This is a genomic window from Brachybacterium massiliense (assembly GCF_900184245.1).
In the GTDB taxonomy this organism is placed as follows: domain Bacteria; phylum Actinomycetota; class Actinomycetes; order Actinomycetales; family Dermabacteraceae; genus Brachybacterium; species Brachybacterium massiliense.
In genome coordinates this window covers 84,473-109,127 of record NZ_FXXB01000003.1, presented here as the reverse complement: position 1 = coordinate 109,127, position 24,655 = coordinate 84,473, and the positions used below count along the sequence as shown (strand labels likewise).

Below are 24,655 nucleotides of genomic sequence, written 5' to 3'. Positions count from 1 at the left end.
TTCTGTATACACTCACCTCATGCGTGCCAGTGACCGGGCCTACCGGGCCCTCCGCCAGGAGATCGTCGAAGGCGCCCTTCCTCCAGGAGCAGTGCTCGGGGAGGTCGAGCAGTCCGCACGGCTCGGCCTGTCCCGCACCCCGCTGCGCGAAGCACTCTCCCGGCTCGTCGCCGACGGGCTCGCGGCCCCTGCGACCGGCCGCGGAGTAGTCGTCACCGCGGTCTCCCTCGACGAAGCCCCGCAGCTGTTCGATCTGCGCATCGCCCTGGAGACGCTCGCCGCACGGCGCGCCGCCGAGCAGATCGCTGATCCCGTCGACGGCGACACGACGGGCGAATGCTTCTCAGAGCTCGCCGCCCGCTTCGAACAGGCCACCGCAAAGCTCTCCCAAGGCGAGGACCCCACCGCCTACTACGCGCTGACGGCTCAGCTCGATGCGGCACTCGATGCCGCGAGCGGCAACAGCTACCTCGCCGAATCACTGCGCGGGCTGCGCCTGCACCTGGGACGCCTGCGTCGGCTCGCCCGCAACTCGCCCGCGCGTCTGGCCGCCTCCGCCCAGGAGCATGCCGCGATCGCCCGTGCCATCGCCGCCGGCGACCCTGAGCTCGCCGCGGCCAGCACCGTCGTCCACCTGCATCAGGCTCTCGCTCACCTCCGCAGCGGAGCCCCCGACTCCCCCGACACCACCGACCCTGCCTCGACCCTCCAGGAGAGACCAGCATGAGAGACCACGCAGTCCGCGTCCACCGCTCCGACGAGAACCTGCCCCGCGAGGGCCAGCTGGCCTGGAAGATGGCCCAGGTCGCCATCGATCCGGTCGAGGTCGACGCCGATGTGGAGGAGATGATCATCAACCGGATCATCGACAACGCCTCGGTCGCGGTCGCCTCCCTGAACCGTGCCCCGATCGTCTCGGCCCGTGCTCAGGCGCTCAGCCACCCCGTCTCCACCGGCGGCAAGGGCGGCAGCGTTTTCGGGATCCCTCAGAGCACCTCGCCCGAGTGGGCTGCCTGGGCCAACGGCGTGGCCGTGCGCGAGCTGGACTATCACGACACCTTCCTGGCCGCCGACTACTCCCACCCCGGGGACAACATCCCGCCGATCCTCGCCGTGGCCGAGCACACCGGACGCTCCGGCCGTGACCTGATCCGCGGCATCGCCACCGGCTATGAGCTGCAGGTCGACCTGGTGCGCGCGATCTGCCTACACAAGCACAAGATCGACCACGTTGCCCATCTGGGCCCGTCGGCCGCCGCCGGCATCGGCACCCTGCTGGGCCTGGACGCCGAGATCATCTTCCAGGCGATCGGGCAGGCGCTGCACACCACCACCGCCACCCGCCAGTCCCGCAAGGGCGAGATCTCCACCTGGAAGGCCCACGCCCCCGCCTTCGCCGGGAAGATGGCGGTCGAGGCCGCCGATCGCGCCCTGCGCGGGCAGACCTCCCCCGTCCCGATCTATGAGGGCGAGGACGGCGTGATCGCCTGGCTGCTGGACGGACCGGACGCCCGCTACACGGTGCCGCTGCCGGAGGCCGGCGAGGCCAAGCGCTCCATCCTGGACACCTACACCAAGGAGCACTCCGCGGAGTACCAGGCCCAGGCCTGGATCGACCTGGCCCGCAAGCTGCACCACGAGCACCCCGAGGTCACCGATCCGCGCAACGTCGCCTCGATCCTGATCCGCACCTCCCACCACACCCACTACGTGATCGGCTCTGGCGCGAACGATCCGCAGAAGTACGATCCGACCGCCTCGCGAGAGACTCTGGACCACTCGATCCCGTACATCTTCACCGTCGCCCTGCAGGACGGCGCCTGGCACCACGTGGACTCCTACGCCCCCGAGCGCGCCGCGCGCGAGGACACCGTGGCGCTGTGGCACAAGGTCACCACCGAGGAGGATCCGGAGTGGACGCGCCGCTACCACTCGCTGGATCTCACCGAGAAGGCGTTCGGCGGCGCCGTGGTGATCACGCTGAGCGACGGCACCGTCATCGAGGACGAGATCGCGGTGGCCGACGCCCACCCGCAGGGCGCACGCCCCTTCGCCCGCGAGCAGTACATCGGCAAGTTCCGCAGCCTCGCCGAAGGCCTGGTCGAGCCCGCCGAGATCGACCGCTTCCTCGAGGCCGCCGCGAACCTCTCCGCGCTGCCGGCCGGTGAGCTGGGCCAGCTGAACATCCAGGCCGCGCCCGGCGTGATTGATGTGTCGGCCGGACCGAAGGGCCTGTTCTGATGCTGTCGGCCACCACCACGCCCGCGCAGAAGCGCCAGCAGCTGCGTGCCCTGCTCACCCCGGGGGCGGCGCAGCCGTTCCCCGGGGCGTTCACGCCGCTGTCGGCGAAGCTCATCCAGGAGAAGGGCTTCCCCGGCGTCTACATCTCCGGGGCGGTGATCGCCAACGAGCTGGCGCTGCCCGACGTCGGGCTGACCACGCTCAGCGAGGTCGCCGCCCGGGGCGGGCAGATCGCGCGCTCCACCGATCTCCCCTGTCTGATCGACGCCGATACCGGCTTCGGCGAGCCGATGAACGTGGCCCGCACGATCCAGGAGCTCGAGGATGCGGGCCTTGCCGGCTGCCACATCGAGGACCAGGTCAATCCCAAGCGCTGCGGCCACCTGGACGGTAAGGCGATGGTGGACATCGACACCGCCATCAAGCGGATCCGCGCCGCGGCCGATGGACGGCGCGATGAGAGCTTCCTGGTGATGGCCCGTACCGATCTGCGCGCCACCGACGGGCTCGACGCCGCGATCGACCGGATGAAGGCGCTGGTCGATGCCGGGGCGGATGCGATCTTCCCCGAGGCGCTGAAGGACCTGGGCGAGTTCGAGCAGGTCTGCAACGCCCTGGATGTGCCGGTGCTGGCGAATATGACCGAGTTCGGGAAGTCCGAGCTGTTCACGCGGGAGCAGCTCGCCTCCACCGGCGTGGCGATGGTGATCTACCCGGTCACGCTGCTGCGCAGCGCGATGGGTGCCGCCGAGCGGGTGCTCGAGACGATCCTCGCCGAGGGTACCCAGCAGCCGCGCGTTCCCGAGATGCTCACTCGCGCTCGGCTCTACGAACTGGTGGACTACGAGGGATACAACCGATTCGACGCCTCGGTGTTCAATTTCGAGGTCCCCGCCGCCCATCGCACGCCGCACACGCCCGACACCGACGTCGACCCCCAGGAGTGAGACATGAGCGAGAACAACACCAGCACCGAGATCCGCAAGGGCCTGAACGGGGTCGTCGCTGACGAGTCCGCCATCTCGAAGGTCAACCCCGAGACCAACTCGCTGCTGTACCGCGGCTACCCGGTCCCGCAGCTAGCCGCCACCCAGCCGTTCGAAGCGGTCGCGCACCTGCTGTGGACCGGAGAGCTGCCCGATGAGCAGGAGCTCGCCGCGGCCACCCGTCACGAGCGCAGCCATCGCCAGCTCGCCCCGGAGGTGAAGGCGGCGCTGGACTCGCTGCCGGTCACCTGCCATCCGATGGACTCGGTGCGCACCGCCGTCTCGATCCTCGGGGCGCTGGACCCCACAGCGGAGGACTCATCCCCTGAGGCGGAGCTGGAGAAGGCGAGGTGCCTGTTCGCTCAGCTGCCGGCCGTGGTCGCCTACGAGCAGCGGCGTCGACGCGCCGGTGGCCCCACCGAGCCGATCACCCCGCGCGAGGAGCTCGACTACTCCCAGAACTTCCTGTGGATGACCTTCGGCGAGGAGGCCGCCCCCGAGGTGGTCGATGCCTTCCGCATCTCGATGGTGCTGTACGCCGAGCATTCCTTCAACGCCTCCACCTTCACCGCCCGGGTGATCACCTCGACCCTGTCGGATCTGCACTCGGCCGTGGTCGGGGCGATCGGGGCGCTCAAGGGCTCCCTGCACGGCGGCGCGAACGAGGCCGTGATGCACACCTTCGACGAGCTGGGGATCCGACCTGAGGAGAGCGAGGCCGAGGCGAAGGACCGTGCGAAGGCGTGGATGGAGGACGCGCTCGCGCAGAAGAAGAAGGTGATGGGCTTCGGGCACCGCGTCTACAAGCAGGGCGATTCCCGCGTGCCCACGATGAAGCAGGCGATGGACGCGATGATCGCCCACTTCGAGCGGCCCGAGATCCTGGGGCTGTACCACGGCCTCGAGCAGGCGATGGACGAGGCCAAGGGCATCAAGCCCAACCTCGACTATCCCGCCGGGCCCACTTACCACCTGATGGGCTTCGACACCGAGCTGTTCACGCCGCTGTTCATCGCCGCCCGGGTCACCGGCTGGACCGCGCACGTGATGGAGCAGCGCGCGAGCAACGCTCTGATCCGCCCGCTGTCGCAGTACAACGGGGTCGATGAGCGGCAGGTGCCCGGAGCCTGAGTCCGCACACCCAGGTGCTCCCCTGCCGAGCGCACCGTGAAGAGGACCGATCACGATGAGCCCTCGTCCGTTCACTCAGGTGGCCGTCCACGACGGGGTCCACGGCCGCCACGACCTGAAGTCGGTGCCGTTCGCGCAGACCTGACCCCCGCCGCGTCCGCGGACGTGGCCGGGGTCGGCTCCTTCCCCGGATCGGGGCACGGGCATAGGGTCGGGACATGGACCACGACGACGCACTCGGCACCACGGACCCCGCCCCCGCTGACGCCACCTTCGCCTCACCGGACATCAAGCCCCGCAGCCGCCAGGTCACCGACGGCCTGGGCGCCACCGTCTCGCGCGGCATGCTGCGCGCTGTGGGGATGGGCGATGAGGACTGGGCCAAGCCCCAGATCGGCATCGCCTCCTCCTGGAACGAGATCACGCCCTGCAACCTGTCGCTGGACCGTCTCGCCCAGGCCTCGAAGGAGGGCGTGCACGCCGGCGGCGGCTACCCGCTCCAGTTCGGCACCATCTCCGTCTCCGACGGCATCTCGATGGGGCACGACGGGATGCACTACTCGCTGGTATCCCGCGATCTGATCGCGGACAGCGTCGAGACCGTGATGAGCGCCGAGCGGCTCGACGGCTCGGTGCCCCTGGCCGGCTGCGACAAGTCCCTGCCCGGCATGCTGATGGCCGCCGCACGCCTGGATCTCGCGAGCGTGTTCGTCTACGCCGGCACGATCATGCCCGGCCGCGTGAACCTCTCCACCGGCGAGGAGAAGGACGTGACGATCATCGACGGCTTCGAGGCGATCGGCGCCTGCGCCCGCGGCCTGATGAGCCGTGAGGACGTGGACCGGATCGAGCGCTCGATCTGCCCGGGCGAGGGCGCCTGCGGCGGCTACTACACCGCGAACACCATGTCCACGGTCGCTGAGGCGATCGGGATGTCGATCCCGGGCTCGGCCACTCCGCCGTCGGCCGATCGTCGCCGCGATGCCGATGCCCGCCGCGCCGGAGAGGCCGTGGTGGGGATGCTGCGCCGCGGTCACACCTCCCGCGACATCATGACCAAGGCCGCGTTCGAGAACGCGATCGCGGTGGTGCAGGCCTTCGGCGGCTCCACCAACGCGGTGCTGCACCTGCTGGCGATCGCGCACGAGGCCGACGTCGACCTGACCCTCGAGGACTTCAAGCGGATCGGCGCGAAGGTGCCGCATCTGGCGGATCTGAAGCCCTATGGCCGGTACGTGATGAACGACGTCGACCATGTGGGCGGGATCCAGGTGGTGATGAAGACGCTGCTGGACGAGGGCCTGCTGGACGGCGACTGCCTGACCGTCACCGGCTCCACGATCGCGGAGAACCTCGAGGTGCTCGCCCCGCGCCCGGCCGACGGGAAGGTGCTGCGCCCGGCGAGCGCGCCGATCGCCCCGACCGGCGGGATCACTATCCTGCGCGGCTCTCTCGCCCCGGAGGGCGCGGTGGTGAAGTCCGCCGGGTTCGAGGAGGACGTGTTCGAAGGCACCGCCCGCGTGTTCGAGCGGGAGCAGCACGCGCTCGATGCCCTGAGCGACGGCACCATCACCCACGGGGACGTGGTGGTGATCCGCTACGAGGGGCCCAAGGGCGGGCCGGGCATGCGCGAGATGCTCGCGATCACCGGTGCGATCAAGGGCGCGGGCCTGGGCAAGGACGTGCTGCTGATGACCGATGGTCGCTTCTCCGGAGGCACCACCGGGCTGTGCGTGGGCCACATCGCCCCGGAGGCGGTGGACGGCGGTCCGATCGCCTTCGTGCGGGATGGGGACCGGATCCGTCTGGACGTCTCCACCGGGGCGCTGGACCTGCTGGTCGATGAGGCGGAGCTCGCGCAGCGCCGTGAGGGCTGGGAGCCGCTGCCTCCGAAGTTCACCAAGGGTGTGCTGGGCAAGTACGTCAAGCTCGTGAAGTCCGCCTCGACGGGCGCGATCCTCGGGGACTGAGGGACCTCCCGAGGCCGCGTCCACGCCCGCACTCATCCACGGTGCCGGGGACGTGGGCCGGTCCCGGCATCTGGCGGCGAACACGCTGCGGGCGCTCGGCGATCAAGGTCAAGCGTCCTCCCACTGAGGGTCGTACCAGTACTGGAATCCGATGCTGCCGGGGAAGTTCAGCATCGTCAGCACCGCGGTGATGAGCCCCAGAGCCACACCGCCGGCGGCGAGCCCGCGATGCTCCGGATGCCTCCAGAGGGCATAGCAGCCGATGCCGCACGCCAGGATCGCCAGGACGATCCCCGGCGTGACCGAGAGCGCGTGCACGAAGGGCTGATCCGCCATCGGATGTCCGGCGTTCCAGTCACCCGCTTGCTTCCTCGCCGCGAGCAGCTGACCGCCCACGGAGAGGGCGGCCGCGAGGAGGCCCGCGAGGAAGGAGAGAGCTCCGGACGAGCTGCGCGCCTGCACGGGTCTCGAAGGGGTCGCTTCCATCCATACAGGGTAGAGGGCGGAGCTCCGTTCCACCGAGCTCGGCGCAGAGCACCGTGGCAGACGCATCCACTCTCTCAGCGGGCGAGCAGCGCACGCACAGCAGCGAGGGTCTGCTCGATGCTCCCGCTCGCATCGACCCGTCGAGCCGCAGGCCTCAGCGCGAGCACCTCCTCGATCGAGCGGATCAGCTCCCCCGCCTGCCCGGGGCTCACGAAGCGGTCGTTGCGGGCCTGCTCGGGACGGTCAGGGCGCTCCCGTCGGCGCTGCAATCGCTGGGCGAGAGTGTGCTCGTCGAGGAGCAGAGCCAACTCCACGAACCTGGCCTCGCGTGCGGCGGCGAGCTGCTCGAGCTCGTCCAGGAACGGGATGCGGGCGAGGTACTGGCCGAGCACCACGTCATGGCCGTCGGCCAGGTGCTGGCCGATCATCGCCGTCGCGAGGCGGCGCGCCTGGAGTCCTGAACGCGTCAGGTCCTCGTCCCAGCCGCCGAGTGCGTGCTTGATCGCATCGATGTCCAGCGCGAGGGCGAGGGGGCGCTCCTCGGCGAGCAGGGCGGCGAGGGTGGATTTCCCGCTGCCCGGGGCACCGTTCAGGAGCGTCAGCGTGGGTGCGCGTCTCCTGCGCTCCGTCCGCCGGCTGTTCTCGTTCTCCTCCATGGCAGCTCTCTCCTCTCACCGACGCCGTCTCAGCGCCGCACCGCGCTGATCGACGCATGGGGCCGGGCACCGGGGTCCTGGCGACGTTCCAGGTCGATAATCGTGAACCCCGCCCGCTCGAGCAGCTCCACCATCTGCTCCGCAGGCCAGAACTGCGCGGTGGCCACCGCGTGGTCGAAGGACTCCTGACGGGCGCCGTCGAAGAATCCCAGCAAGAAGCGGCCGGTGGGACGCAGCGCCCCGTGGAGCAGGGCGAGCACGCTGGGAACTTCTTCGGGCGGCAGGTGGATCAGCGAGTACCAGGCCAGGATCCCGCCAAAGGCGCCGTGCTCCTCCTGCAGATCCGCGAAGGATCCCAGCCGGTACTCGGTGCCGGGGTGCTCGCGGCGGGCGATCTGCACGAAGGCGGGCACGGGGTCCACGCCGCAGGCCTCGTGCCCGAGCGCGCTCAGGTGCGCGGTCCAGTGGCCTGGCCCGCACCCGGCATCGAGGATCGGGCCGTCCACCCCTCCACCCCAGGATTCGATGCGCCGGACGTCCTGCAGCGCCATCGCGTCGAGTCTCCCCAACGCGGAGGCGTACTCCTGGGCGCGGTCGCTGTAGGCGTCGAGAGCGGTCATCTCCCGCACCCTACGGCCCGCATATCGTGGGCGTATGGACATCCAGGAGGAACAGCCCCTCGAGGGCGGCAATGCGAGCGGCGCCGTGGTGCGGGTGGGAGCGACCGTGCGCAAGTCCTGGGGGCCGACGACCCCTGCCGTGCACGAGCTGATGCGCACGGTCGCCGCGGCCGGGATCGATGTGCCGGCTCCTCTGGGCCGTGACGAACGGGGCCGACAGATCCTCGAGCACGTCCCCGGGAAGCTCGCGATGGACTCCCCCGCGCTCACGCCGCCGCAGCTCGCGCGGGTGGGCGGACTCATCCGGTCGATCCACGACGCGTGCGAGGGATTCGCGCCGTCGGCCACCGCCCGGTGGGAGCCGTTGCTGCCGGTGCCCGACGGGGCGCCAGATCTGCTCTGCCACGGGGACCTGACCCCGTGGAACCTGGTGCTCGGCGAGCGCTGGGTGTTCATCGACTGGGACGGCGCCGCCCCGAGCACCAGGCTCTGGGATCTCGCCTACTCCGCCCAGGCCTTCACCCTCAACGATCCCGAGGAGGAGCCGCAGCGCTCTGCGCCGCGGCTGCGAGCCTTCGTGGACGGCTACGGCGCCGACGACGCCCTGCGCGCCCGCCTCCCCGCAGCCATGGCCCAGCGTGCCGAGGCGATGCACGAGCTGCTGCAGCGCTCCCATGCCGAGGGCCGGGAGCCGTGGGGCTCGATGTACGTCCAGGGGCACGGCGCGCACTGGCGCGGCGTCGCGGACCATGTCGCCGCGCATCGTGAGGTCTGGGCGCACGCGCTCTCGACGTCCCGCTGATCGCCCGGGGCCCCGCGATGCTCGGCATCACGGGGCCCCGGGCGGCGAAGGACGGTTCAGCTCGCGCTGGCCCGCGGAGCGCCGATGCCCGGATCGATTCTCGGCACCTCCCCCGTGCCGGGGCGGATGTCGATGTCGAAGATGTCCAGCGGGAGGTACACGGTGGCGCAGGCATTGGGGATGTCCACCACTCCCGAGAACCTCCCCTCGATCGGTGCGGCGCCCAGCAGCAGGTAGGCCTGCTCCTTCGACCAGCCGAAGGTCGAGAGGTAGTCGATCGCGTGCAGGCAGGCCCGCTGGTACGCGAGGTGGGAATCCAGGTAGCGCTGCTCGCCGTCGAGGGTCACCGAGGTGCCGGAGAAGGACAGCCACCGGCTGTGCTGGGGCTGGGTGTTGCCCGGCATGAAGATGGCGTTCTCGCTCACGCCGTACTTCTCCATCCCGCCGGGGATGATGTCGACGTGGAGGTCCACGAAGCCGCCCATCTCGATGCCGCCGCAGAAGGTGATCTCACCATCGCCTTGGGAGAAGTGCAGATCGCCCACGGAGAAGTTCGCTCCGTCCACGAACACCGGGTAGAAGATCCGGGTGCCGCGGGTGAGGTTCTTGATGTCCTGGTTGCCGCCGTTCTCGCGCGGCGGGGCGGTGCGGGCGCCTTCTCCGGCGACCCGCTCGTGCTCCTGCTCGGGCAGGCCGCCGAGGATCGCGCCGTGCGGCTCGGGCGGCAGGGCCAGGGGCGGGACGCGCTCGGGATCGGTGGCGATCAGCGCGGCCTCGCGCTGATTCCACCTCTTCAGCAGCTCGGGTGAGGGAGCGGTCCCCATCAGGCCGGGGTGGATCATGCCGGTGAACTCGACGCCGGGCACGTGGCGAGAGGTGGCCTTCTCGCCGTGGAAGTCCCATACGGCCTTGTACGCATCGGGGAACTGGTCGGTGAGGAAGCTGCCGCCGTTGCGCTTGGCGAAGATGCCGGTGTAGCCCCAGCCCTGCCCAGCCAGCGGACCCTCGTCCTCCTGCGGGATGGGTCCCACGTCCAGCAGGTCCACCACGAGCAGGTCACCGGGCTTGGCGCCCTCGATCCGGAACGGGCCGGAGAGGGTGTGCACGGTGTGCATGGGCGCGGTGGCGATGTCCTCGGCGGAGTCGTCGTTCTTGATGTAGCCGTCGAACCATTCGCGGCAGTCCACGCGGAAGGTGTCCCCCGGCCGCACGCTCACCGCGGGCGGGATGTCGGGGTGCCACCGGTTGTGGCCGAGGATCTTCTGATCGGTGAAGGGCTTGGTGGAATCCAGCGGGAACACGTTCGCGGGCATGATCTCTCCTTCCACAGCGATGGCCCCGAGGATCGGGGCGGTCGTGCGTGACGCGGGCGGGGCGGGCGGCGCCGGAGGTGGGCACGCGGTCCACGACGGCGGGTGCGTGGGCGCTGGCCTCGGTGCTCTCGATGAGCTGAGCACGCGCGGAGCCTAGGCGTCCCAGGGCCGGGGAGCTGATCAGCCGGGTGGAGGCTCCTCCGCATTCGGGGCAGGTGGCGCTGCGGTCCGCGGCGGACATCGGCAGCATCAGCTCATGCAGGTGAGAGCTCTCGCAGCGGAACTCGTACAGCGGCACACGAACCTCCGGGTGATCGGTCTCACAACTCCTCTCACCCTAGGCTCTCGTCGGCGGTTCCGCGCAGGGTTCGGGCGAACCGGCTCGACTGTCGCACCCCGTCCCTAGGTTCGCGCCATGGTCTTCTCCGGTCCGACGCTCACGCACCCCGCCTCCGGCGGCACCGCCCTGCACGAGAGGGAGCAGATCCGTGCCCTGCTGCTCGAGCAGCGCCCGGATCTCGAGCAGCGGATGCTGGTGGGTCCGAGCGGAGCGCTGGTGATCCCGCTGCCCGCCGGGGGCAGCATCGAGATCGGCCGGATGCGCCGTCGGGGCAGGGTGCGCTGGGTGGTGGTCTCTCCCTCGGCCGACGGCGCCTCGCTGCGCGAGCCGATAGGTCCCGGCGGGGTGGTGCGCACGGCGCTCGGAGTTCTGCGGGAGAGCGAGGTGCACAGCTGAGCGTGCGGGGCCTCGTCTGCGTGGGTCGCCCCTGCTAGCGTCGCCGTCATGACTGACACCCCTTCCCGCCACCTCTCCATCGTCATCGAGCGCCCCTGGCGCGAGGTGTACGAGTATGCGAGCGATCCTCGGAACCTGCCCCACTGGGCGGCCGGTCTCGCCGGCAGCGAGGTGCAGCGGGAGGTGACGCAGTGGTCGATGAACTCCCCCATGGGCCGGGTGCTGGTCAGCTTCGTGCCCGAGAACGAGTACGGGGTCATGGACCACACCGTCACCCTCCCCAGCGGCGAGTCCACCCTCAACCCGCTGCGCGCGCTGCCGCTCGAGGAGGGACGCTGCGAGGTGGTGTTCACCCTGCGACGCAGCACCATGAGCGAGCAGGAGCTCGAGGAGGACGCCGCCGCCGTCGCCGAGGACCTCGCCCAGCTCAAGGAGATCTGCGAGCAGCGGTGAGAGCTGTCGGGCCAGCCCGACAGCTGCTGGCCCGGTGACCGGATCCTCCGAGCGCGTCTGCGCCGCCACAGTAGGGACATGACCACGATGAGCATGGCGCAGACCGTCGACTCCCCTCCCGCGCAGCGCTGGCCCGTCGGCCGCTGGGCCGCCCGGATCGGGCGCTTCCTCGCCTACGGACTGATCGCCCTGCTGCTGGGCGCGATCGGCTTCTCTCTGGTGATCGCCCTGCTCAGCGCGGGCGCCTCGACGGTGGTGGTCTGGGTGGGCCTGCCGATCCTGGTGCTCGGAGTGCTCACCGCCCGCGGATTCGCGATGGCCGAGCGCGCCCTGCAGTCCTCGATCCTGGGCACCGAGCTGCCCACCCCGGATCCCAAGCCCGTCCCCTCGGGCGCCGGGTGGATGCGGCGCCTGCTGCATCCGCTCACCGATCCGCAGCGCTGGCTGGACTCGCTGTGGGTGCTGGTGAACTTCCTGCTGGTTCTGGTCACCTTCCCGCTCGCACTGGCCTGGACGGTCGGGTCGATCGCGATCATCGGCGGTCCGGCGGCCACCCTGATCCTCGAGCAGGTGCTCCCGGACTCGCAGAACAACGGGCTGGGCGAGCTGCTGGGCGTGCCCGCGGCGCTCGAGCTCCCGGTCGACATCGGCCTGCAGGTCCTGGCGGGGCTCCTGTTCCTGCTCACCGTCGGCCCTGTGGTGCGCGGCCTGACCGCGCTGCACCAGGGCGTGGCGCGCGGCCTGCTCAGCTCCCGCTACGAGGAGCAGCAGCGCCTGGCCCGCACCGAGGAGTCCCGTGCCGCGGGCCGCTCCGCCGAGTCCACGGCGCTGCGCCGCCTCGAGCGGGACCTGCACGACGGACCGCAGCAGCGCCTGGTGCGCGCCTCGATGGATCTCGCCCGCGCCGAAGCCCTCGCCGCGAAGGATCCCGAGCGGGCGATGACCGTCCTGCGTGAGACGCGCGAGCAGCTGGGGGCGACCCTGGATGACCTGCGCCGCCTCTCCCGCGGCATCGCCCCGCCGATCCTGGTGGACCGCGGCCTGACTGCCGCCCTCGCCGAGCTCGCTGCCATCTCCCCCATCCCCGCCACCGTCGACAGTCCCGAGCTGGAGCTGCCCGAGCACGTGGAGATCGGCATCTATTACGTCGTCTCCGAATCGCTCGCCAACGCCGCCAAGCACTCCGGCGCCGAACAGATCCATATCGAGGTGGACCGCATCGGGGATGATGCACGGGTGAGGATCGATGATGACGGGCGCGGCGGCGCCGAGCTGCGCACCGGCGGTGGGCTGGCCGGGCTGGCCGGGCGCGTCGCCTCCCTCGAAGGACGCTTCACGGTGGACTCCCCCGCCGGCCACGGCACCCGGATCGAGGCGGTGCTCCCATGCGCGTCCTGATCGCCGACGACTCGGCGCTGATCCGCGAGGGCCTGCGCCTGGTGCTCGAGGAGGCCGACCACGAGGTGGTGGGCACCGCCGCCACCGGCACCGAGCTCGTGGTGCGGGCCCTCGAGCTGCGGCCGGACCTCGTCATCTCGGACATCCGGATGCCCCCGAGCCACACCGATGAGGGGCTGCGCGCCGCGCAGGAGATCCGCCGCAGCTGGCCCGAGGCGCCGATCGTGCTGCTGAGCCAGTACGTGGTGGTCGGCTACGCGACCGAGCTGATCGAATCCGGGGAGCAGGCCACTGGCTATCTGCTCAAGGACCGTGTGTTCGACATCCGCTCGTTCCTGGAGTCGATCGAGCGGGTCGCCGCCGGGGGCGTGGCGATCGACCCGGACGTGGTGGGCCAGGTGATCTCCTCCCGCAAGCGCACCCCGCTGGACGAGCTCACCCCGCGCGAGCGCGAGGTGCTCGAGCTGATGGGCGAGGGTCTGACCAACGCCGGGATCTCGCAGCGGCTGTTCATCAGCGGCGGCGCGGTCGAGAAGCACACCCAGCGCCTGTTCGCGAAGCTCGGACTGAGCGAGAGTGCGAGCGTGCACCGCCGCGTGACCGCGGTGCTGACGCTGCTGGGGCGCTAGAGGCTCCGCACCCCGAAGGCGCGGTCCGGGCTCAGCGGAGCTTGCGAGCGAGGGTGGTGATGACGTGCCAGCGCTTCTTGTCCGCCAGGAAGCGGCCGTCCTCGTCGCGGACGGAGCGGTCGATCACCTGGAAGCCGCGGAACATCGCGTCGATCTGCTCGAGCGGCAGGGTCGCGACGTCCGGGCGCTCGGCCCAGGAGTCGTTGGTGCCGAAGAAGTCCACCGCCATCACTCCTCCGCGCGGCAGCGCGGCCACCAGCTTCTCCCACACCTGGAGCAGCGCCTCGGGGCCCAGCAGGCCGAGGGTGTAGGTGGAGTAGACGATCTGCGCGGCGGGGAAGCTCTCCACCGCGGCGATGTCGGTGTGGTGGAAGTGCACCGAGCCGGTCATCCGCTCGTTCTCGACGAGGCGGGCGGCCAGGGTGTCATCGCTGTCGTAGGCGTGCACGGTCCAGCCGTGGCGCGCGAACTGAAGGGAGTCGGCGCCGGCGCCGGCGCCGAGGTCGAGGACGGTGCCCGGTTGGCGGGAACCACCGGCCGCTGCGATCGCCTTGGTCACCAGTCGGCGGGCAGGGCGGCCCGCCGCGTGGGCGTTCAATGCAGCCCAGTCCACTTTCTCCGCCGTCTCCATGCATTTCAGGCTCCATCATGTTGATGCCCGTTTCAACTTCCCGTGACGCAGGCCGCGTGAAGTTTCGTCGCGGGCGAACACCGCGGCACCCCGTCGCACTGCGCCATGTGGCAGGGCCCGGGCACGGCAGGCCGCTTGATCGTCCGCATCGCCGGCCCGCCTAGGATGGCGGTCATGGCCTCCACCTCCCTGCGCATCGCCGCGATCTCCCTGCACACCTCCCCGCTCGAGGAGCCGGGAGGTGCGGACGCGGGCGGGATGAACGTGGTGGTGCTCGAGCAGTCGCTCGCGCTCGCCCGGCTCGGCCATCGCGTGGATCTGTTCACCCGCCGCAGCGACTCCGCGGCCCCCGAGGTGGTGCAGATCGCCGACGGGGTGCGGCTGTTCCACCTCGAGGCGGGCCCGGCGACGCCGCTGGCGAAGAGCGCGATGGAGCAGGCGATCTCCCCGTTCCGCGCCTCCCTGCACGCGGTGCTCACCGCGCAGGCGCAGGCAGGCGAGGGCTACCACCTCCTCCACTCCCATCACTGGTTCAGCGGTGTCGCGTCGCTGCCGATCGCACGCGAGCTCGGCATCCCCCACCTGCAGTCCTTCCATTCCGTCGCCGCGCCGGAGGGTGCGAGCACCCTGGATGCCGGAGAGCCCGCGGAGTCCGCCGGGCGCATCCCCGGAGAGCAGTTCGCGGCGACCGGCTCGGATCTGGTGATCGCCGTCTCGGAGGCGGAGGCGCGCACGATCGGTGAGCGCTACGGGGTGCCCGGTGCGCGGCTGACGGTGGTGCGTCCCGGAGTGGACGTGGACCGTTTCCGCCCCTGCCCGGATCTCGCCGAGCGACGTGTGCGCCCCACCTTGCTGTTCACCGCACGTCTGCAGCCGCTCAAGGGCCCGGACCTCGCGCTCGAGGTGCTCGCGCATCTGGATCCGGCGCTCGATGCCCGCCTGATGCTGGCCGGCGGCGTCTCCCAGGACTTCGCGGACTACGCCGAGCAGCTGCGCCAGCTCGCCCGCGAGCTGGGGGTCGAGGACCGGGTCGACGTGGTGGGCTCTCTGGGTCGCGACGAGCTCGCCGAGGCGATGCGCTGCGCCGGGGCGCTGCTGCTGACCAGCTGGTCGGAGACCTTCGGTCTGGTGGCGCTCGAGGCGCAGGCCTCCGGCACCCCGGTACTCTCCTGGCGCTGCGCGGGAGGGGTGCAGGAGGCCGTCGATCCGGGCGGGCTGGTGCTCGAGAGCCGTGACCCCGATGTGTGGGCGGAGGCGCTGCAGTCGTTGCTGGGCGACGCCGACCGTTACGGCGAGGCGGTGCGCTCGGCCCGTGAGTTCGCCTCCTCCCGCACCTGGGAGGCGACCGCCGAGACCCTCGCCGCTCAGTACGCCCGCCTGCTCGAGGAGACCGCATGAGCACCCCCACCGATCCCTGGCAGCTGCTGGAGAGCTCCCGGACCGTGCTCGCGGTCCACGCCCACCCCGATGACGAATCGCTCTCCACCGGAGCGCTGCTGGCCTCCCTCGTGGCGGCTGGAACGCGCGTGGAGCTGGTGACCGCGACCCGCGGCGAGGAGGGAGAGATCGTCCAGGGAGCGATCGGCGCCGAGGATCCGCGCAGCCTCGAGGAGATCCGGGAGACGGAGATCGAGGCGGCCACCGCCGCGCTCGGCCTCGCCGCCAGGCACTGGCTGGGCACGGCGCCCGCCCTCGCACCGGGCGCCGAGCCGCGCCGCTACCGCGACTCGGGCATGCAGTGGGTGCGGGAGGGGCTGGCCGGCCCCTCCGAGTCCGCTGGGCCGGACAGCTTCTCCCGCCGCCCCCTCGAGCAGGCCGCCGGGGACCTGGTCGCGCTGATCGAGCAGGTGCGGCCGGACGTCGTGATCGGCTACGACGACGAGGGCACCTACGGGCATCCGGACCATGTGCGTGCCCATCACGTCACCGCCGAGGCCTGCGCCCGCACCGGCGTGCCGATGCTGGAGGTGGCGAGCGCCGTCCCGCAGGAGCCGGGCGCGACAGAGGACGGGGGCTTCGCGTGGCGAGAGCATCCCGGCGTCGCGCCGACGGTGCTGCAGGCGGTGGACTCCTATCGCACGCAGCTGACCGTGGTGGGTGAGGTGCCGGGCGGGATCGCGATCCGCCACGTGGGCGGCCAGGACGATGTGGTCGCCCTGCGCACGGGGCTGCGGCTGCGACGCTGACCACTGAGCCGCTGACGGCTGCACCGATCGGGCGCTCGATGGCGCGGGGCGCCGCGAGATATCAGAGGGTGACGTCGAGAAGCGTCGGCAGATGATCCGAGGCGCTGGCGAGGCGCTCCTCGGAGACCCGCTGCGTGGAGCGCACCGCATGGGCTCCGCGCACGTGGACGCCCTCGGAGACCAGGATCGCGTCGATCCGCCGATCCGGAGAGGCGGCGGGGAAGGTGTGCTCGGTCTGCGCGGCCGGATCGGTCAGCAGCGGGGACAGCAGGCGCCGGGCGCTGCCCTGCGCGGTCTCGTTGAGGTCGCCGCCCACGATCACCGGGGCGCCGGCGCCGCGCGCGAGCGCCGAGAGGTGCTCGGCGTGCCGCAGGCGGTTGTCCTCCTGCAGCGCGAGGTGGGTCGAGGAGAGCACCGCCGCACCGCCGCCGGGCACCGAGACCCGCACCGCCGCGACACCGCGCGGGTAGGTGGAGTTCAGGTCGCTGAGCTGCTGCGTGACAGGGTGCATGCCGCGCCGGATCACCTGCGCGGCGACCTGCTCGGTGGCGAGGATCGCCAGACCCCGTCCGCCTCGGCCGCCCACCAGGATCCGCCGGTCGATCTGCCGGGCGAACCAGCGCAGCCGGGCGCTGGGCAGCACGAAGCGGGGCGCCTCCTGCAGCAGGAGCACATCCGGCCGCAGGTCCTGGACGGTCTCGATCAGCGCGGCAAGATCACCGCGCAGCTCCCAGACATTCCAGGCCAGGATCCGCAGCTGCCAGCCCTCCTGGCCCGCCGGAGACTGTGCGGGGGCGGCGCTCACGCGCCGACCCCCTCGTCGGCCATCTCGATCATCGGGGCGATCACGCGCTCTACCAGACCCTTGAGCTCGGCGAGGTCATAGCCCGGCCATCCGAACAGGGCGCGGCGCCACTCCGGCGGCACCGCCTTGTAGCCGAGCGCCGCACCGAGCAGCGAACCGGTGATGCAGGTGACGGTGTCGGTGTCGTACCCGGCGCGGGCCGCGGCCTCGAGCGCGGCCACCAGGGCGTCGCGCTGGGCGAACTTCCCCTCCGGGATCGGGGTGATCTGCGAGACCGCCGACCAGGCCGCCTGGAAGGCGCCCACCACCCAGCCGTTGCGCCGGAACATCACGGGCGTGGACTCCTCCGCCTCCGCGATCCTCTCGCCCCACAGCCCGCGCCGCTCCTCGGGCAGGTGCGGCAGTCCCACCCGCACATCGACCTCGCCGGTGACGATCGCGTGGCGCACGGCCAGACCCCACAGAATGCTGGCCTCGATGGTGTCCGGATGCACGTGTGTCAAGCGGCACACCGCCTCGATCGCCTCGACCGCATGCTCCTCGGGAGAGAGCAGGTACGGCAGCACCGAGGCGTGCACGCGCATCAGCGAACCGTTCCCGGCAGAGGCCGGCAGCTCCTCGTGCGCGGAGGCCGCAGCGGCCCGGAAATCCTTGGCGCGCGGGGCGTAGTGGCCGTCCTCGCGGGCCAGCGCCGCGGCGGTGCGCACCACCTGGGAAGTGAGCGTGCCGATGTCCGGAGTACCCAGGGACCACGAGTACCACTCGCGGGCGATGTGGTCCTGCGCGGTCTCGATCCGCAGGTCATGGTCGCCTGCGGAGGCGAGGGAGGCCTCGAGCACCACGATCGCCATCGCGGTCTCGTCGGTCCACTCCCCCGGCTGCCAGTCCAGGACCCCGCCGCCGATCATGTCGATCTCCTCGGAGTCGAGCACCGGCGGCTGGAACTCGTAGGGGGCGCCCAGCGCGTCACCGGCGGCGGCCGCGATGACGGCGCCCAGGGCGCGCTGACGCTGTGCAGCCGACAGGCCCGCGCCGCTGGTGTTCATCGCATCGGTCCTCACGGGACCATGGTTCCACATCAGCGCCGCTCAGCCTCGCTCCGTCCACCCCCGCTACCCTGGTGGGGACCACGAAGGAGCCCCATGACCGACTCGCCCGCGGCGGCCGCGCCGCACCATGACGACCCCCACGACCACACCGGCCACGACCATCCGCCCACCGGCGCGGATCTGGTGAGGGACCTCGTCAAGGGACTGTCGATCCAAGCTCTGCTGATCCCGGTGCTCGGCGTGGTGCTGATCATCGCGATCCTGCCGTTCGCGCCGCTGACCCCGCTGCCGCTGCTGCTGGGCATCGGCCTCGGAGCCGTCCAGCTGATCTCGCTCGTGGCGACCAGCCTGTTCGTCGCCCGCACCCGCAAGCAGCTGGCCGTGAACCCGGGCCTGCTGGCCGTGCGCAGCGTGGTGGACGAGCTGCTGCGCGTCGCCGCGGTGCTGCTGGCACTGCTGATGTGGCCGGCGGATATCCAGTCGCATCTGGGCGTGTGGGTCGGTGCCGGCTGCGCGCTGGTGTGGCTGATCCTCGCCACCGCCCAGACCGTCACCACCCGTCAGCAGATCGCCCGCCCCGGCGAGTGGTCCAAGGAGGCGATCTCCACCCTGCTCTCGCAGCGGGTGGGCGCCCGCTCCACCGTGGTGATGCGTCTGCTCGACGTGGCGGGCACCGTCATGTTCCAGGTCGGCGCGACCGTCCTGGTGGTGTTCTCCCCGGTGCTCGTGGTCGGCACGGCCGTGCTGTCGATCGGCATCGGCCTGTCCACACTCGTGCTGCACCGCCGCCCGCCCGCGGACCGCGCCCGCAGCCCCTGGGCGTACGCACCCTTCGGCCTGGGCCTGCTCACGCTGGCGCTGGCTGTGATGGGTCTGCTCGCCCTCTGACACCGGACCGATCAGCGCAGAGCCGATCTCCCGCCGGATCCCCGGCACCCCCACCGCACACCTCGCAGGAGCCGATGATGACCACTGCCCCCTCCGCACGCCCCTCGGGCCTCTCCCTCGACCAGGTCGACGAGTCCGTCCGGATCCAGGACGACCTGTTCGGCCACGTCAACGGGCGCTGGCTGCGCGAGCATGAGATGCCCGCCGACCGCTCGAGCGACGGCGCCTTCCACGCCCTGCGCGACCTCTCCGAGGAGCGGGTGCGGGAGATCATCGAGGAGGCCGCGGCGGATGCGGCGGATGTCGCCTCGCACAGCGAGCAGGCCCCCACCACCGACCACGGGCGGGTGGGCGCGCTCTACACGATGTTCATGGACACCGAGGCGATCGAGCAGGCCGGCCTCGGCGTGCTCGAGGATCTGCTGGGCACCATTTCGGCGGCCGCAGATCTCCCCTCGATCGTGCGCACCATGGCCGCCCCGGACTCGGGCGCCTCGGCGCTGCTGTCCTACGTCTGGACCGATGATCGCGACTCCACGAACTATCAGGTCAAGATCCACCAGGGCGGGCTGGGGCTGCCGGATGAGTCCTATTACCGCGAGGAGCATTACGCGGAGATCCGCGAGGCCTACATCGCGCACCTGGGCAACCTCGCTCGCCTCGCCGAGCTGCCCGGCCGTGCGGGGCTGCTGTCCGGCAGCGCCGAGGACCTCGCCGCGGCGGTGATGGACTTCGAGACCCGCCTGGCGGCCCGCCACGTGGACGTGGTGCGCCTGCGCGACCGCGAGAAGTCCTACAACCCGATGGATGCCGAGCAGCGACGCGAGCTCGCGCCCTCGTTCCCCTGGGACGCCTTCATCGAGGGCACCGGTGCGCCCGCGCGCGCCTTCGAGGTGGTCTCGGTGGGCCAGCCCGAGTACGTCTCCGCCGCCGCCGAGCTGCTGGCCGGCGAGGACCTCGAGGTGCTGCGCAGCTGGCTCGCGCTGCACGCCGTCTCCTCCTACGCCCCCTACGGTCCGGCCGCCCTGGTCGAGGAGGACTTCGCGTTCTCCGGCCGCGTGCTCTCCGGCGCCGAGGAGCTGCGCGAGCGCTGGAAGCGCGGTGTCGCCTTCGTCGAGGGCACCGTCGGCTTCGCCGTCGGCCGCGAGTATGTGACCCGCCACTTCCCCGCCTCCCACAAGGAGCGCATGACCGTGCTGGTCGAGGCGCTGATGGACGCCTACCGGGAGTCGATCCGGAACCTGCCGTGGATGACTCCCGCCACGCGTCAGAAGGCGCTGGCCAAGCTCGAGAAGTTCACTCCTAAGATCGGGTACCCCGAGGTGTGGCGAGACTACGAGGGCTTCGAGATCGTGCCCGGCGACCTGGTGGCCACCGCCCGCGCCTCGCGCCGCTTCGAGGCGGCCTTCGAGTACGCGAAGGTGGGCGGCCCGATCGACGAGCACGAATGGCACATGACCCCGCAGACGGTCAACGCCTACTACAACCCCGGCCGCAACGAGATCGTGTTCCCCGCTGCGATCCTGCAGCCGCCGTTCTTCGACGCGGAGGCCGACGACGCCGTGAACTTCGGAGGGATCGGCGCGGTGATCGGCCACGAGGTCGGGCACGGATTCGACGACCAGGGCTCGAAGTACGACGGCGACGGCAACCTGGTCTCCTGGTGGACGCCCGAGGACCGTGAGGCCTTTGACGCCCGCGCCGCCCAGCTGATCACCCAGTACTCCGAGCTCTCGCCCCGCGATCTCGATGACACCCACCGCGTCAACGGCGCCCTGACCATCGGCGAGAACATCGGTGACCTGGGCGGTCTGTCGATCGCGGTGAAGGCCTACCTCGCCAGCCACGACGCCGAGGAGGTCGCCGCCGAGATCGACGGCTTCACCGGTCTGCAGCGGGTGTTCTGGTCGTGGGCGACGGTGTGGCGCGGGAAGAACCGCGGTCAGGAGGCGGTGCGCCGCCTGGCCGTGGACCCGCATGCTCCGATGGAGTTCCGCTGCAACACCGTGGTGGGCCACCTCGAGGAGTTCCATGAGGCCTTCGGCGTCGTCGAGGGGGATGCGATGTACCGCGCGCCCGGGGAGCGGGTGACGATCTGGTGAGGCCCGATCCTCCGTTCTACGTGGGGCATACGCGTCCCTCCTCGATCGGCTGGACCCGGATCGGGATCACCGTGCTCAGCGGCGTGGTGCTGGTGGTGCTCATGCATCAGCGTGCCGGCATGCCGGGCGCGGTGGTGCTCGCGGGGCTGTTCGCGGTGCTGACCCTGTGGACCTGGATGGGCCAGTGGACGCGCTTCATCGTGGACGAGCGCGGGCTGACGGTGAGTCTGGGCGGATTCCTGCCGCGCAGGGCCTGGCCGCTCGAGGACTTCCGCACCGTGCAGCTGCGCACTATCCCCCGCTCGCGGGCCGGGGTGACGCTGGGCGGGTTCGGCTGGCGCCGCTCGACGGTGATGGCGGCGAGCCCGGAGGAGCTCACCCCGGTGGGCAAGCGGAAGATCTACACCCTCAGCGATCTGCGTGCCCCGTACCGGGTGCTGGCCACGGGGCCCGGCGAGATGGTGGAGATCATCGGCAAGGGCTCGCGCCACTACCTGATCTCCCCGGTGGATCCGAGGGCGACGGCGGAGGCCGTGGACCAGGCGATCCGGGCGCGCCGCTGAGACGCACGGCACGGCAGGACCTGTTCGCACACGGTAGGCTCTGAGCTCGTCATCCACTGACAGGTGAGCACCGCGTGGTGCTGAGAGTGCGCATCGGGCGCAGACCCTCGAACCTGATCCGGTTTGCACCGGCGTAGGGAGTCGGGATTTCCGCACAGCACCACCGGTGCCGTGTGCCCCTTCCGCTAGGGAAGGAGAAGTGATGACTCGTTTCCGCACCGTGGACCTGCTGGTCACCGTGACGATCGGGGCCGCCTTCGGCGTCGCGTTCCTGGGGTACGGCCAGCTGTACACGCTGATCGGCCCGCTCACCACAGCGTTCAAGCCCGCCGAGGGCCTGCTGGCCGGAGTCTGGTTCCTGCCCGCGCTGCTGGCCGCGCTGATCGTGCGCAAGCCCGGCGCCGCACTGCTGGCCGAGATGATCGCGGCCGTGCTGTCGATGCTGCTGGGCAGCCAGTGGGGCTGGGGCACCGCGATCTCCGGCCTGATGCAGGGCGGCGGCGTCGAGCTGGCCTTCCTGTTGTTCCGCTACCGTCGCTTCACGCTGCCGGTGGCGATCCTGGGCGGCCTGTTCTCGGCCGTGCTCGAGTGGGGCTGGGAGAAGTTCGCCTACTACCAGGAGATGAGCTGGGCCTTCTCCTTCGCGATGCTGGGCTTCTTCCTGCTCTCCGGAGCGCTGCTGTGCGGCGTGCTGGGCTGGGCCGCCACCCGGGCCCTCGCCGCGACCGGGGCGCTGGACGCGATGCCCGTGGGCCGGGAACGGGCTCAGCAGGCTCGGGCCACCGCGACCGGATCCGCTGCGCACTCGGCACCCACGGCGAAGGATGACGCCCGGGCGTGAGCGCTCTGTCCCTGGGCGGGCTCACCTGGCATCCGTACTCCCGCAGCGAGCCCACCCTCCATCATCTCGATCTGGAGATCCCCGCCGGGCAGCGCGTGCTGCTGGCCGGGGCCAGCGGCAGCGGGAAATCCACCGTGCTGCGGGCCCTGGCCGGTCTCCTGGACGAGGAGACCGGGGAGCTGATCGGCACCGCGCCCGGCCCTTCCCGGCCCGGTGAGCGGGGCCTGCTGCTGCAGAACCCCACCGATGCCCTGGTCGCCGCGACTGTCGGCCGGGAGGCGGCCTTCGGGCCGGAGAACGCCGCCCTCCGCCGTGAGGAGATCCAGGCCCGCGTCACCGCCGCGCTCGAGGCGGCGCTGGTGGATCTGGACGCGGACAGGGCCCCGCTCGAGGCCTCCGGCGGCCAGCAGCAGCGGCTCGCGCTCGCGGGCTCCCTCGCGCTCGAGCCCTCGGCGCTGCTGCTGGATGAGCCGACGTCGATGCTGGATGAGGACACTGCGAGCGCGGTGCGCGCCTCGATCCTGGCCGCCGCGCAGGGCCGCACCCTGGTGGTCGCCGAGCACCGCCTGACCCCGTGGCTCGAGCACGTGGATCGACTGGTCGTGCTCGGCGCGCAGGGACGTATCATCGCCGACGGGCCGCCCCGCGAGACCGTGGCCGCCCTCGTGGGCGACCCCGCCGCACCCGCCGGGCAGCATGCCGCGGGTCCTGCCGGGCCGGTGGTCGCCGCACTGCACGCGGTGAGCGCGGAGCGGGGCGGCAGGCCAGTGCTCGAGGGCGTGGACCTCGCGCTGCGCGGCGGGGAGCTGACCGTGATCACCGGGCCGAGCGGCAGCGGCAAGACCACGCTGCTGCGCACACTGCTCGGACTGACCGCCCCCACCGCCGGGAGCGTCGAGCGCCCCGAGCCGGCGCAGATCGCCTTCGTGCCCCAGAACCCCGAGCACTCCTTCGTCGCATCCAGCGTGCGCGCGGAGGTCCTCGCCTCGCCCTGGGCGAGCGATGAGCAGCTCGCCGATCTGCTGCTCGAGCGCGCCGGCCTGACCGCTCTCGCCGGCGCCAACCCCCACACCCTCTCCGGCGGGGAGCAGCGGCGCCTGGCGATCATCGCGGCGCTCGCCCAGGAGCCGAGCCTGCTGGTGCTCGACGAGCCCACGGTGGGTCTGGATACCGCACGTCATGCGGCGGTGCTGGAGCTGCTGGAGGGCGCCCGCCGCGAGGGCCGCGCGATCCTCGCGGCCACCCACGATGCGGTGCTGATCGCCCACGCCGATCGCGAGCATGCGCTCGCGGGCCCCGCCGTGCGGTCCGCCCAGCGCAGCCCCTCACCCGATCGCACCATCGGACCGGTCCCCCGCTCCCGAACAATCCCGGCCGACGCGCTGAACCCGCTGGTGCTGTGCCTGATCGGGATCCTCGCCGCGATCGGTTCCTTCGCGGTCCAGACCTGGCAGGGCGGGCTGCTGGCGCTGCTGCCGATCGTGCTGCTGGCGCCGCTGGCGATCCGTTCCCTGCGCGGCGGCCTGCTGCGGCTGGCACCGATCCTGCTCTCGGCCGCAGGGCTCGCGTGGACCACCGCCCTGCTCGGGGATGCCCCCTCCCTCTCCGGCGAGGCGTGGCTGCTCGGCGCGAAGGAGGCCGCGCGGATCACCGTGTTCGTCGCGCCCGGTGTGCTGGCCCTGGGCAGCGTGGACCCCACCGCGCTGGGCGATGCCCTCGGCGGCCGGCTGCGAGCCCCGGCTCGTGTGGTCGCGGCGTCGGTCGCCGGGCTGATCCGCGCGGGTCACCTGGGCCGGCAGTGGGAGATCATCACCCACGCCCGGATGCTGCGGGGCCTGGGCTCGCGCACCTCCCCACGGATGCTGGCCGGTGCCACCCTGGCCCTGCTGGTCGATGCGCTGCGGGGTGCTCAGCAGCAGGCCCTGGCGATGGATTCGCGCGGCTTCGCGACCGCGAGGACCCGCACCTGGGCCCTGCCCAGCCCGTTGCGCCGCGCGGATCTGCTGGGCGTGGCGATCGCGCTCGGGCTCGCGGTGTGGCCGTGGCTCGCGCAGCTGCTGGTGGGCTGAGCGAGAGGTCCCGCTCCTCGAGATCGCGGATGATCTTGGAGACATCGGGGACGGTCATCCCGTTGACCTCCAGCAGCCCCGGGTAGTCGGACCGCTCCAC

24 protein-coding genes and 1 riboswitch are annotated in these 24,655 nt (G+C 71.4%); of the genes, 17 read left to right on the top strand and 7 right to left on the bottom strand.

The features are described from left to right. Nucleotides 1-19 precede the first annotated feature (19 nt). The 5 genes from BN4251_RS00810 (at nucleotide 20) to ilvD (ending at nucleotide 6,328) form a co-directional block, all read left to right on the top strand. Nucleotides 20-727, top strand: a complete 708-nt coding sequence (locus BN4251_RS00810; protein WP_087483283.1) for a GntR family transcriptional regulator — start codon at nucleotides 20-22, stop codon at nucleotides 725-727. Further along, nucleotides 724-2,241, top strand: a complete 1,518-nt coding sequence (locus BN4251_RS00805; protein ID WP_087483282.1) for an MmgE/PrpD family protein — start codon at nucleotides 724-726, stop codon at nucleotides 2,239-2,241. Before BN4251_RS00810 ends, BN4251_RS00805 begins: the two co-directional genes overlap by 4 nt. After that, complete coding sequence (prpB, locus tag BN4251_RS00800; RefSeq protein WP_087483281.1) at nucleotides 2,241-3,188, top strand: methylisocitrate lyase; 948 nt, start codon at nucleotides 2,241-2,243, stop codon at nucleotides 3,186-3,188. The genes BN4251_RS00805 and prpB overlap by 1 nt, the downstream gene beginning before the upstream one ends. Nucleotides 3,189-3,191: 3 nt before the next feature. Next, nucleotides 3,192-4,358 carry a bifunctional 2-methylcitrate synthase/citrate synthase gene (locus BN4251_RS00795; RefSeq protein ID WP_087483280.1) on the top strand — a complete coding sequence of 389 codons (1,167 nt, stop codon included), beginning with the start codon at nucleotides 3,192-3,194 and terminating at the stop codon, nucleotides 4,356-4,358. Nucleotides 4,359-4,576: 218 nt separating this feature from the next. Further along, entirely contained in the window at nucleotides 4,577-6,328 is a 1,752-nt protein-coding gene (gene ilvD, locus BN4251_RS00790) for a dihydroxy-acid dehydratase (protein WP_087483279.1), read from the top strand. A gap of 108 nt (nucleotides 6,329-6,436) precedes the next feature. Here the strand turns inward: ilvD and BN4251_RS00785 are convergent, their stop codons facing one another. The 3 genes from BN4251_RS00785 to BN4251_RS00775 form a co-directional block, all read right to left on the bottom strand. Further along, nucleotides 6,437-6,814, bottom strand: a complete 378-nt coding sequence (locus BN4251_RS00785; RefSeq protein ID WP_140398353.1) for a hypothetical protein — start codon at nucleotides 6,812-6,814, stop codon at nucleotides 6,437-6,439. A 74-nt stretch (nucleotides 6,815-6,888) separates the two neighbouring features. Continuing rightward, on the bottom strand, nucleotides 6,889-7,470 hold the full coding sequence (locus BN4251_RS00780) for an AAA family ATPase (RefSeq protein ID WP_087483277.1): 582 nt from the start codon (nucleotides 7,468-7,470) through the stop codon (nucleotides 6,889-6,891). 29 nt (nucleotides 7,471-7,499) lie between these two features. Next, nucleotides 7,500-8,090 (bottom strand): class I SAM-dependent DNA methyltransferase, encoded by a 591-nt coding sequence (locus tag BN4251_RS00775; RefSeq protein ID WP_087483276.1) that lies wholly within the window; start codon nucleotides 8,088-8,090, stop codon nucleotides 7,500-7,502. 34 nt (nucleotides 8,091-8,124) lie between these two features. Here BN4251_RS00775 and BN4251_RS00770 point away from each other — a divergent pair, with 34 nt between their 5' ends. Beyond that, entirely contained in the window at nucleotides 8,125-8,892 is a 768-nt protein-coding gene (locus tag BN4251_RS00770) for a phosphotransferase (protein WP_087483275.1), read from the top strand. 56 nt (nucleotides 8,893-8,948) lie between these two features. Here the strand turns inward: BN4251_RS00770 and fmdA are convergent, their stop codons facing one another. Further along, nucleotides 8,949-10,205: a formamidase gene (fmdA, locus tag BN4251_RS00765; RefSeq protein ID WP_087483274.1), complete on the bottom strand. Its 1,257-nt coding sequence runs from the start codon at nucleotides 10,203-10,205 to the stop codon at nucleotides 8,949-8,951. Between the two features lie 415 nt (nucleotides 10,206-10,620). Between fmdA and BN4251_RS00755 the strand changes: the two genes are divergently transcribed. From BN4251_RS00755 to BN4251_RS00740, 4 genes are all read left to right on the top strand, one after another. After that, nucleotides 10,621-10,941: a hypothetical protein gene (locus BN4251_RS00755; RefSeq protein WP_087483273.1), complete on the top strand. Its 321-nt coding sequence runs from the start codon at nucleotides 10,621-10,623 to the stop codon at nucleotides 10,939-10,941. Nucleotides 10,942-10,989: 48 nt separating this feature from the next. Continuing rightward, a complete protein-coding gene (locus tag BN4251_RS00750; protein WP_087483272.1) occupies nucleotides 10,990-11,394 on the top strand; it encodes an SRPBCC family protein in 405 nt (134 codons plus the stop codon). Nucleotides 11,395-11,472: 78 nt separating this feature from the next. Continuing rightward, nucleotides 11,473-12,792, top strand: a complete 1,320-nt coding sequence (locus BN4251_RS00745; RefSeq protein ID WP_087483271.1) for a sensor histidine kinase — start codon at nucleotides 11,473-11,475, stop codon at nucleotides 12,790-12,792. Then, complete coding sequence (locus BN4251_RS00740) at nucleotides 12,780-13,421, top strand: response regulator transcription factor (RefSeq protein ID WP_087483270.1); 642 nt, start codon at nucleotides 12,780-12,782, stop codon at nucleotides 13,419-13,421. The genes BN4251_RS00745 and BN4251_RS00740 overlap by 13 nt, the downstream gene beginning before the upstream one ends. A gap of 31 nt (nucleotides 13,422-13,452) precedes the next feature. Here the strand turns inward: BN4251_RS00740 and BN4251_RS00735 are convergent, their stop codons facing one another. After that, the gene (locus BN4251_RS00735; RefSeq protein ID WP_087483269.1) at nucleotides 13,453-14,052 is read right to left on the bottom strand and encodes a class I SAM-dependent methyltransferase; all 600 of its coding nucleotides are present in this window, start codon (nucleotides 14,050-14,052) and stop codon (nucleotides 13,453-13,455) included. Nucleotides 14,053-14,226: 174 nt separating this feature from the next. On the opposite strand from BN4251_RS00735, the gene BN4251_RS00730 reads away from it, so the two are divergent. Both BN4251_RS00730 and BN4251_RS00725 read left to right on the top strand, forming a co-directional pair. Next, complete coding sequence (locus BN4251_RS00730; RefSeq protein WP_087483268.1) at nucleotides 14,227-15,450, top strand: glycosyltransferase; 1,224 nt, start codon at nucleotides 14,227-14,229, stop codon at nucleotides 15,448-15,450. After that, nucleotides 15,447-16,238 (top strand): PIG-L family deacetylase, encoded by a 792-nt coding sequence (locus tag BN4251_RS00725; RefSeq protein WP_087483267.1) that lies wholly within the window; start codon nucleotides 15,447-15,449, stop codon nucleotides 16,236-16,238. The genes BN4251_RS00730 and BN4251_RS00725 overlap by 4 nt, the downstream gene beginning before the upstream one ends. A gap of 61 nt (nucleotides 16,239-16,299) precedes the next feature. Here BN4251_RS00725 and BN4251_RS00720 read toward each other — a convergent pair whose 3' ends face one another. After that, a complete protein-coding gene (locus BN4251_RS00720) occupies nucleotides 16,300-17,043 on the bottom strand; it encodes an endonuclease/exonuclease/phosphatase family protein (RefSeq protein ID WP_087483266.1) in 744 nt (247 codons plus the stop codon). Beyond that, on the bottom strand, nucleotides 17,040-18,104 hold the full coding sequence (locus BN4251_RS00715; protein WP_245810139.1) for an ADP-ribosylglycohydrolase family protein: 1,065 nt from the start codon (nucleotides 18,102-18,104) through the stop codon (nucleotides 17,040-17,042). The genes BN4251_RS00720 and BN4251_RS00715 overlap by 4 nt, the downstream gene beginning before the upstream one ends. A gap of 81 nt (nucleotides 18,105-18,185) precedes the next feature. Between BN4251_RS00715 and BN4251_RS00710 the strand changes: the two genes are divergently transcribed. The 5 genes from BN4251_RS00710 (at nucleotide 18,186) to BN4251_RS00690 (ending at nucleotide 24,555) form a co-directional block, all read left to right on the top strand. Then, nucleotides 18,186-18,980: a hypothetical protein gene (locus BN4251_RS00710; protein WP_087483264.1), complete on the top strand. Its 795-nt coding sequence runs from the start codon at nucleotides 18,186-18,188 to the stop codon at nucleotides 18,978-18,980. Between the two features lie 77 nt (nucleotides 18,981-19,057). After that, nucleotides 19,058-21,082 (top strand): M13 family metallopeptidase, encoded by a 2,025-nt coding sequence (locus BN4251_RS00705; protein WP_087483263.1) that lies wholly within the window; start codon nucleotides 19,058-19,060, stop codon nucleotides 21,080-21,082. After that, nucleotides 21,079-21,645 carry a hypothetical protein gene (locus BN4251_RS00700; RefSeq protein WP_087483262.1) on the top strand — a complete coding sequence of 189 codons (567 nt, stop codon included), beginning with the start codon at nucleotides 21,079-21,081 and terminating at the stop codon, nucleotides 21,643-21,645. Before BN4251_RS00705 ends, BN4251_RS00700 begins: the two co-directional genes overlap by 4 nt. Before the next feature lie 51 nt (nucleotides 21,646-21,696). Further along, nucleotides 21,697-21,802, top strand: a riboswitch (TPP riboswitch). 45 nt (nucleotides 21,803-21,847) lie between these two features. Then, entirely contained in the window at nucleotides 21,848-22,486 is a 639-nt protein-coding gene (locus BN4251_RS00695) for an ECF transporter S component (protein ID WP_087483261.1), read from the top strand. Then, nucleotides 22,483-24,555: an ATP-binding cassette domain-containing protein gene (locus tag BN4251_RS00690; RefSeq protein WP_087483260.1), complete on the top strand. Its 2,073-nt coding sequence runs from the start codon at nucleotides 22,483-22,485 to the stop codon at nucleotides 24,553-24,555. Before BN4251_RS00695 ends, BN4251_RS00690 begins: the two co-directional genes overlap by 4 nt. Nucleotides 24,556-24,655 lie beyond the last annotated feature (100 nt).

Bases quoted from the DNA above. Each gene is read 5' to 3' on its own strand.
- BN4251_RS00785 (WP_140398353.1), bottom strand. From the start codon at position 6,814: ATGGAAGCGACCCCTTCGAGACCCGTGCAGGCGCGCAGCTCGTCCGGA.
- BN4251_RS00745 (WP_087483271.1), top strand. From the start codon at position 11,473: ATGACCACGATGAGCATGGCGCAGACCGTCGACTCCCCTCCCGCGCAG.
- BN4251_RS00770 (WP_087483275.1), top strand. From the start codon at position 8,125: ATGGACATCCAGGAGGAACAGCCCCTCGAGGGCGGCAATGCGAGCGGC.
- BN4251_RS00780 (WP_087483277.1), bottom strand. From the start codon at position 7,470: ATGGAGGAGAACGAGAACAGCCGGCGGACGGAGCGCAGGAGACGCGCA.
- BN4251_RS00755 (WP_087483273.1), top strand. From the start codon at position 10,621: ATGGTCTTCTCCGGTCCGACGCTCACGCACCCCGCCTCCGGCGGCACC.
- BN4251_RS00805 (WP_087483282.1), top strand. From the start codon at position 724: ATGAGAGACCACGCAGTCCGCGTCCACCGCTCCGACGAGAACCTGCCC.
- prpB (WP_087483281.1), top strand. From the start codon at position 2,241: ATGCTGTCGGCCACCACCACGCCCGCGCAGAAGCGCCAGCAGCTGCGT.
- BN4251_RS00735 (WP_087483269.1), bottom strand. From the start codon at position 14,052: ATGGAGACGGCGGAGAAAGTGGACTGGGCTGCATTGAACGCCCACGCG.
- BN4251_RS00740 (WP_087483270.1), top strand. From the start codon at position 12,780: ATGCGCGTCCTGATCGCCGACGACTCGGCGCTGATCCGCGAGGGCCTG.
- BN4251_RS00750 (WP_087483272.1), top strand. From the start codon at position 10,990: ATGACTGACACCCCTTCCCGCCACCTCTCCATCGTCATCGAGCGCCCC.
- fmdA (WP_087483274.1), bottom strand. From the start codon at position 10,205: ATGCCCGCGAACGTGTTCCCGCTGGATTCCACCAAGCCCTTCACCGAT.
- ilvD (WP_087483279.1), top strand. From the start codon at position 4,577: ATGGACCACGACGACGCACTCGGCACCACGGACCCCGCCCCCGCTGAC.
- BN4251_RS00695 (WP_087483261.1), top strand. From the start codon at position 21,848: ATGACTCGTTTCCGCACCGTGGACCTGCTGGTCACCGTGACGATCGGG.
- BN4251_RS00810 (WP_087483283.1), top strand. From the start codon at position 20: ATGCGTGCCAGTGACCGGGCCTACCGGGCCCTCCGCCAGGAGATCGTC.
- BN4251_RS00705 (WP_087483263.1), top strand. From the start codon at position 19,058: ATGACCACTGCCCCCTCCGCACGCCCCTCGGGCCTCTCCCTCGACCAG.
- BN4251_RS00775 (WP_087483276.1), bottom strand. From the start codon at position 8,090: ATGACCGCTCTCGACGCCTACAGCGACCGCGCCCAGGAGTACGCCTCC.
- BN4251_RS00725 (WP_087483267.1), top strand. From the start codon at position 15,447: ATGAGCACCCCCACCGATCCCTGGCAGCTGCTGGAGAGCTCCCGGACC.
- BN4251_RS00710 (WP_087483264.1), top strand. From the start codon at position 18,186: ATGACCGACTCGCCCGCGGCGGCCGCGCCGCACCATGACGACCCCCAC.
- BN4251_RS00730 (WP_087483268.1), top strand. From the start codon at position 14,227: ATGGCCTCCACCTCCCTGCGCATCGCCGCGATCTCCCTGCACACCTCC.
- BN4251_RS00795 (WP_087483280.1), top strand. From the start codon at position 3,192: ATGAGCGAGAACAACACCAGCACCGAGATCCGCAAGGGCCTGAACGGG.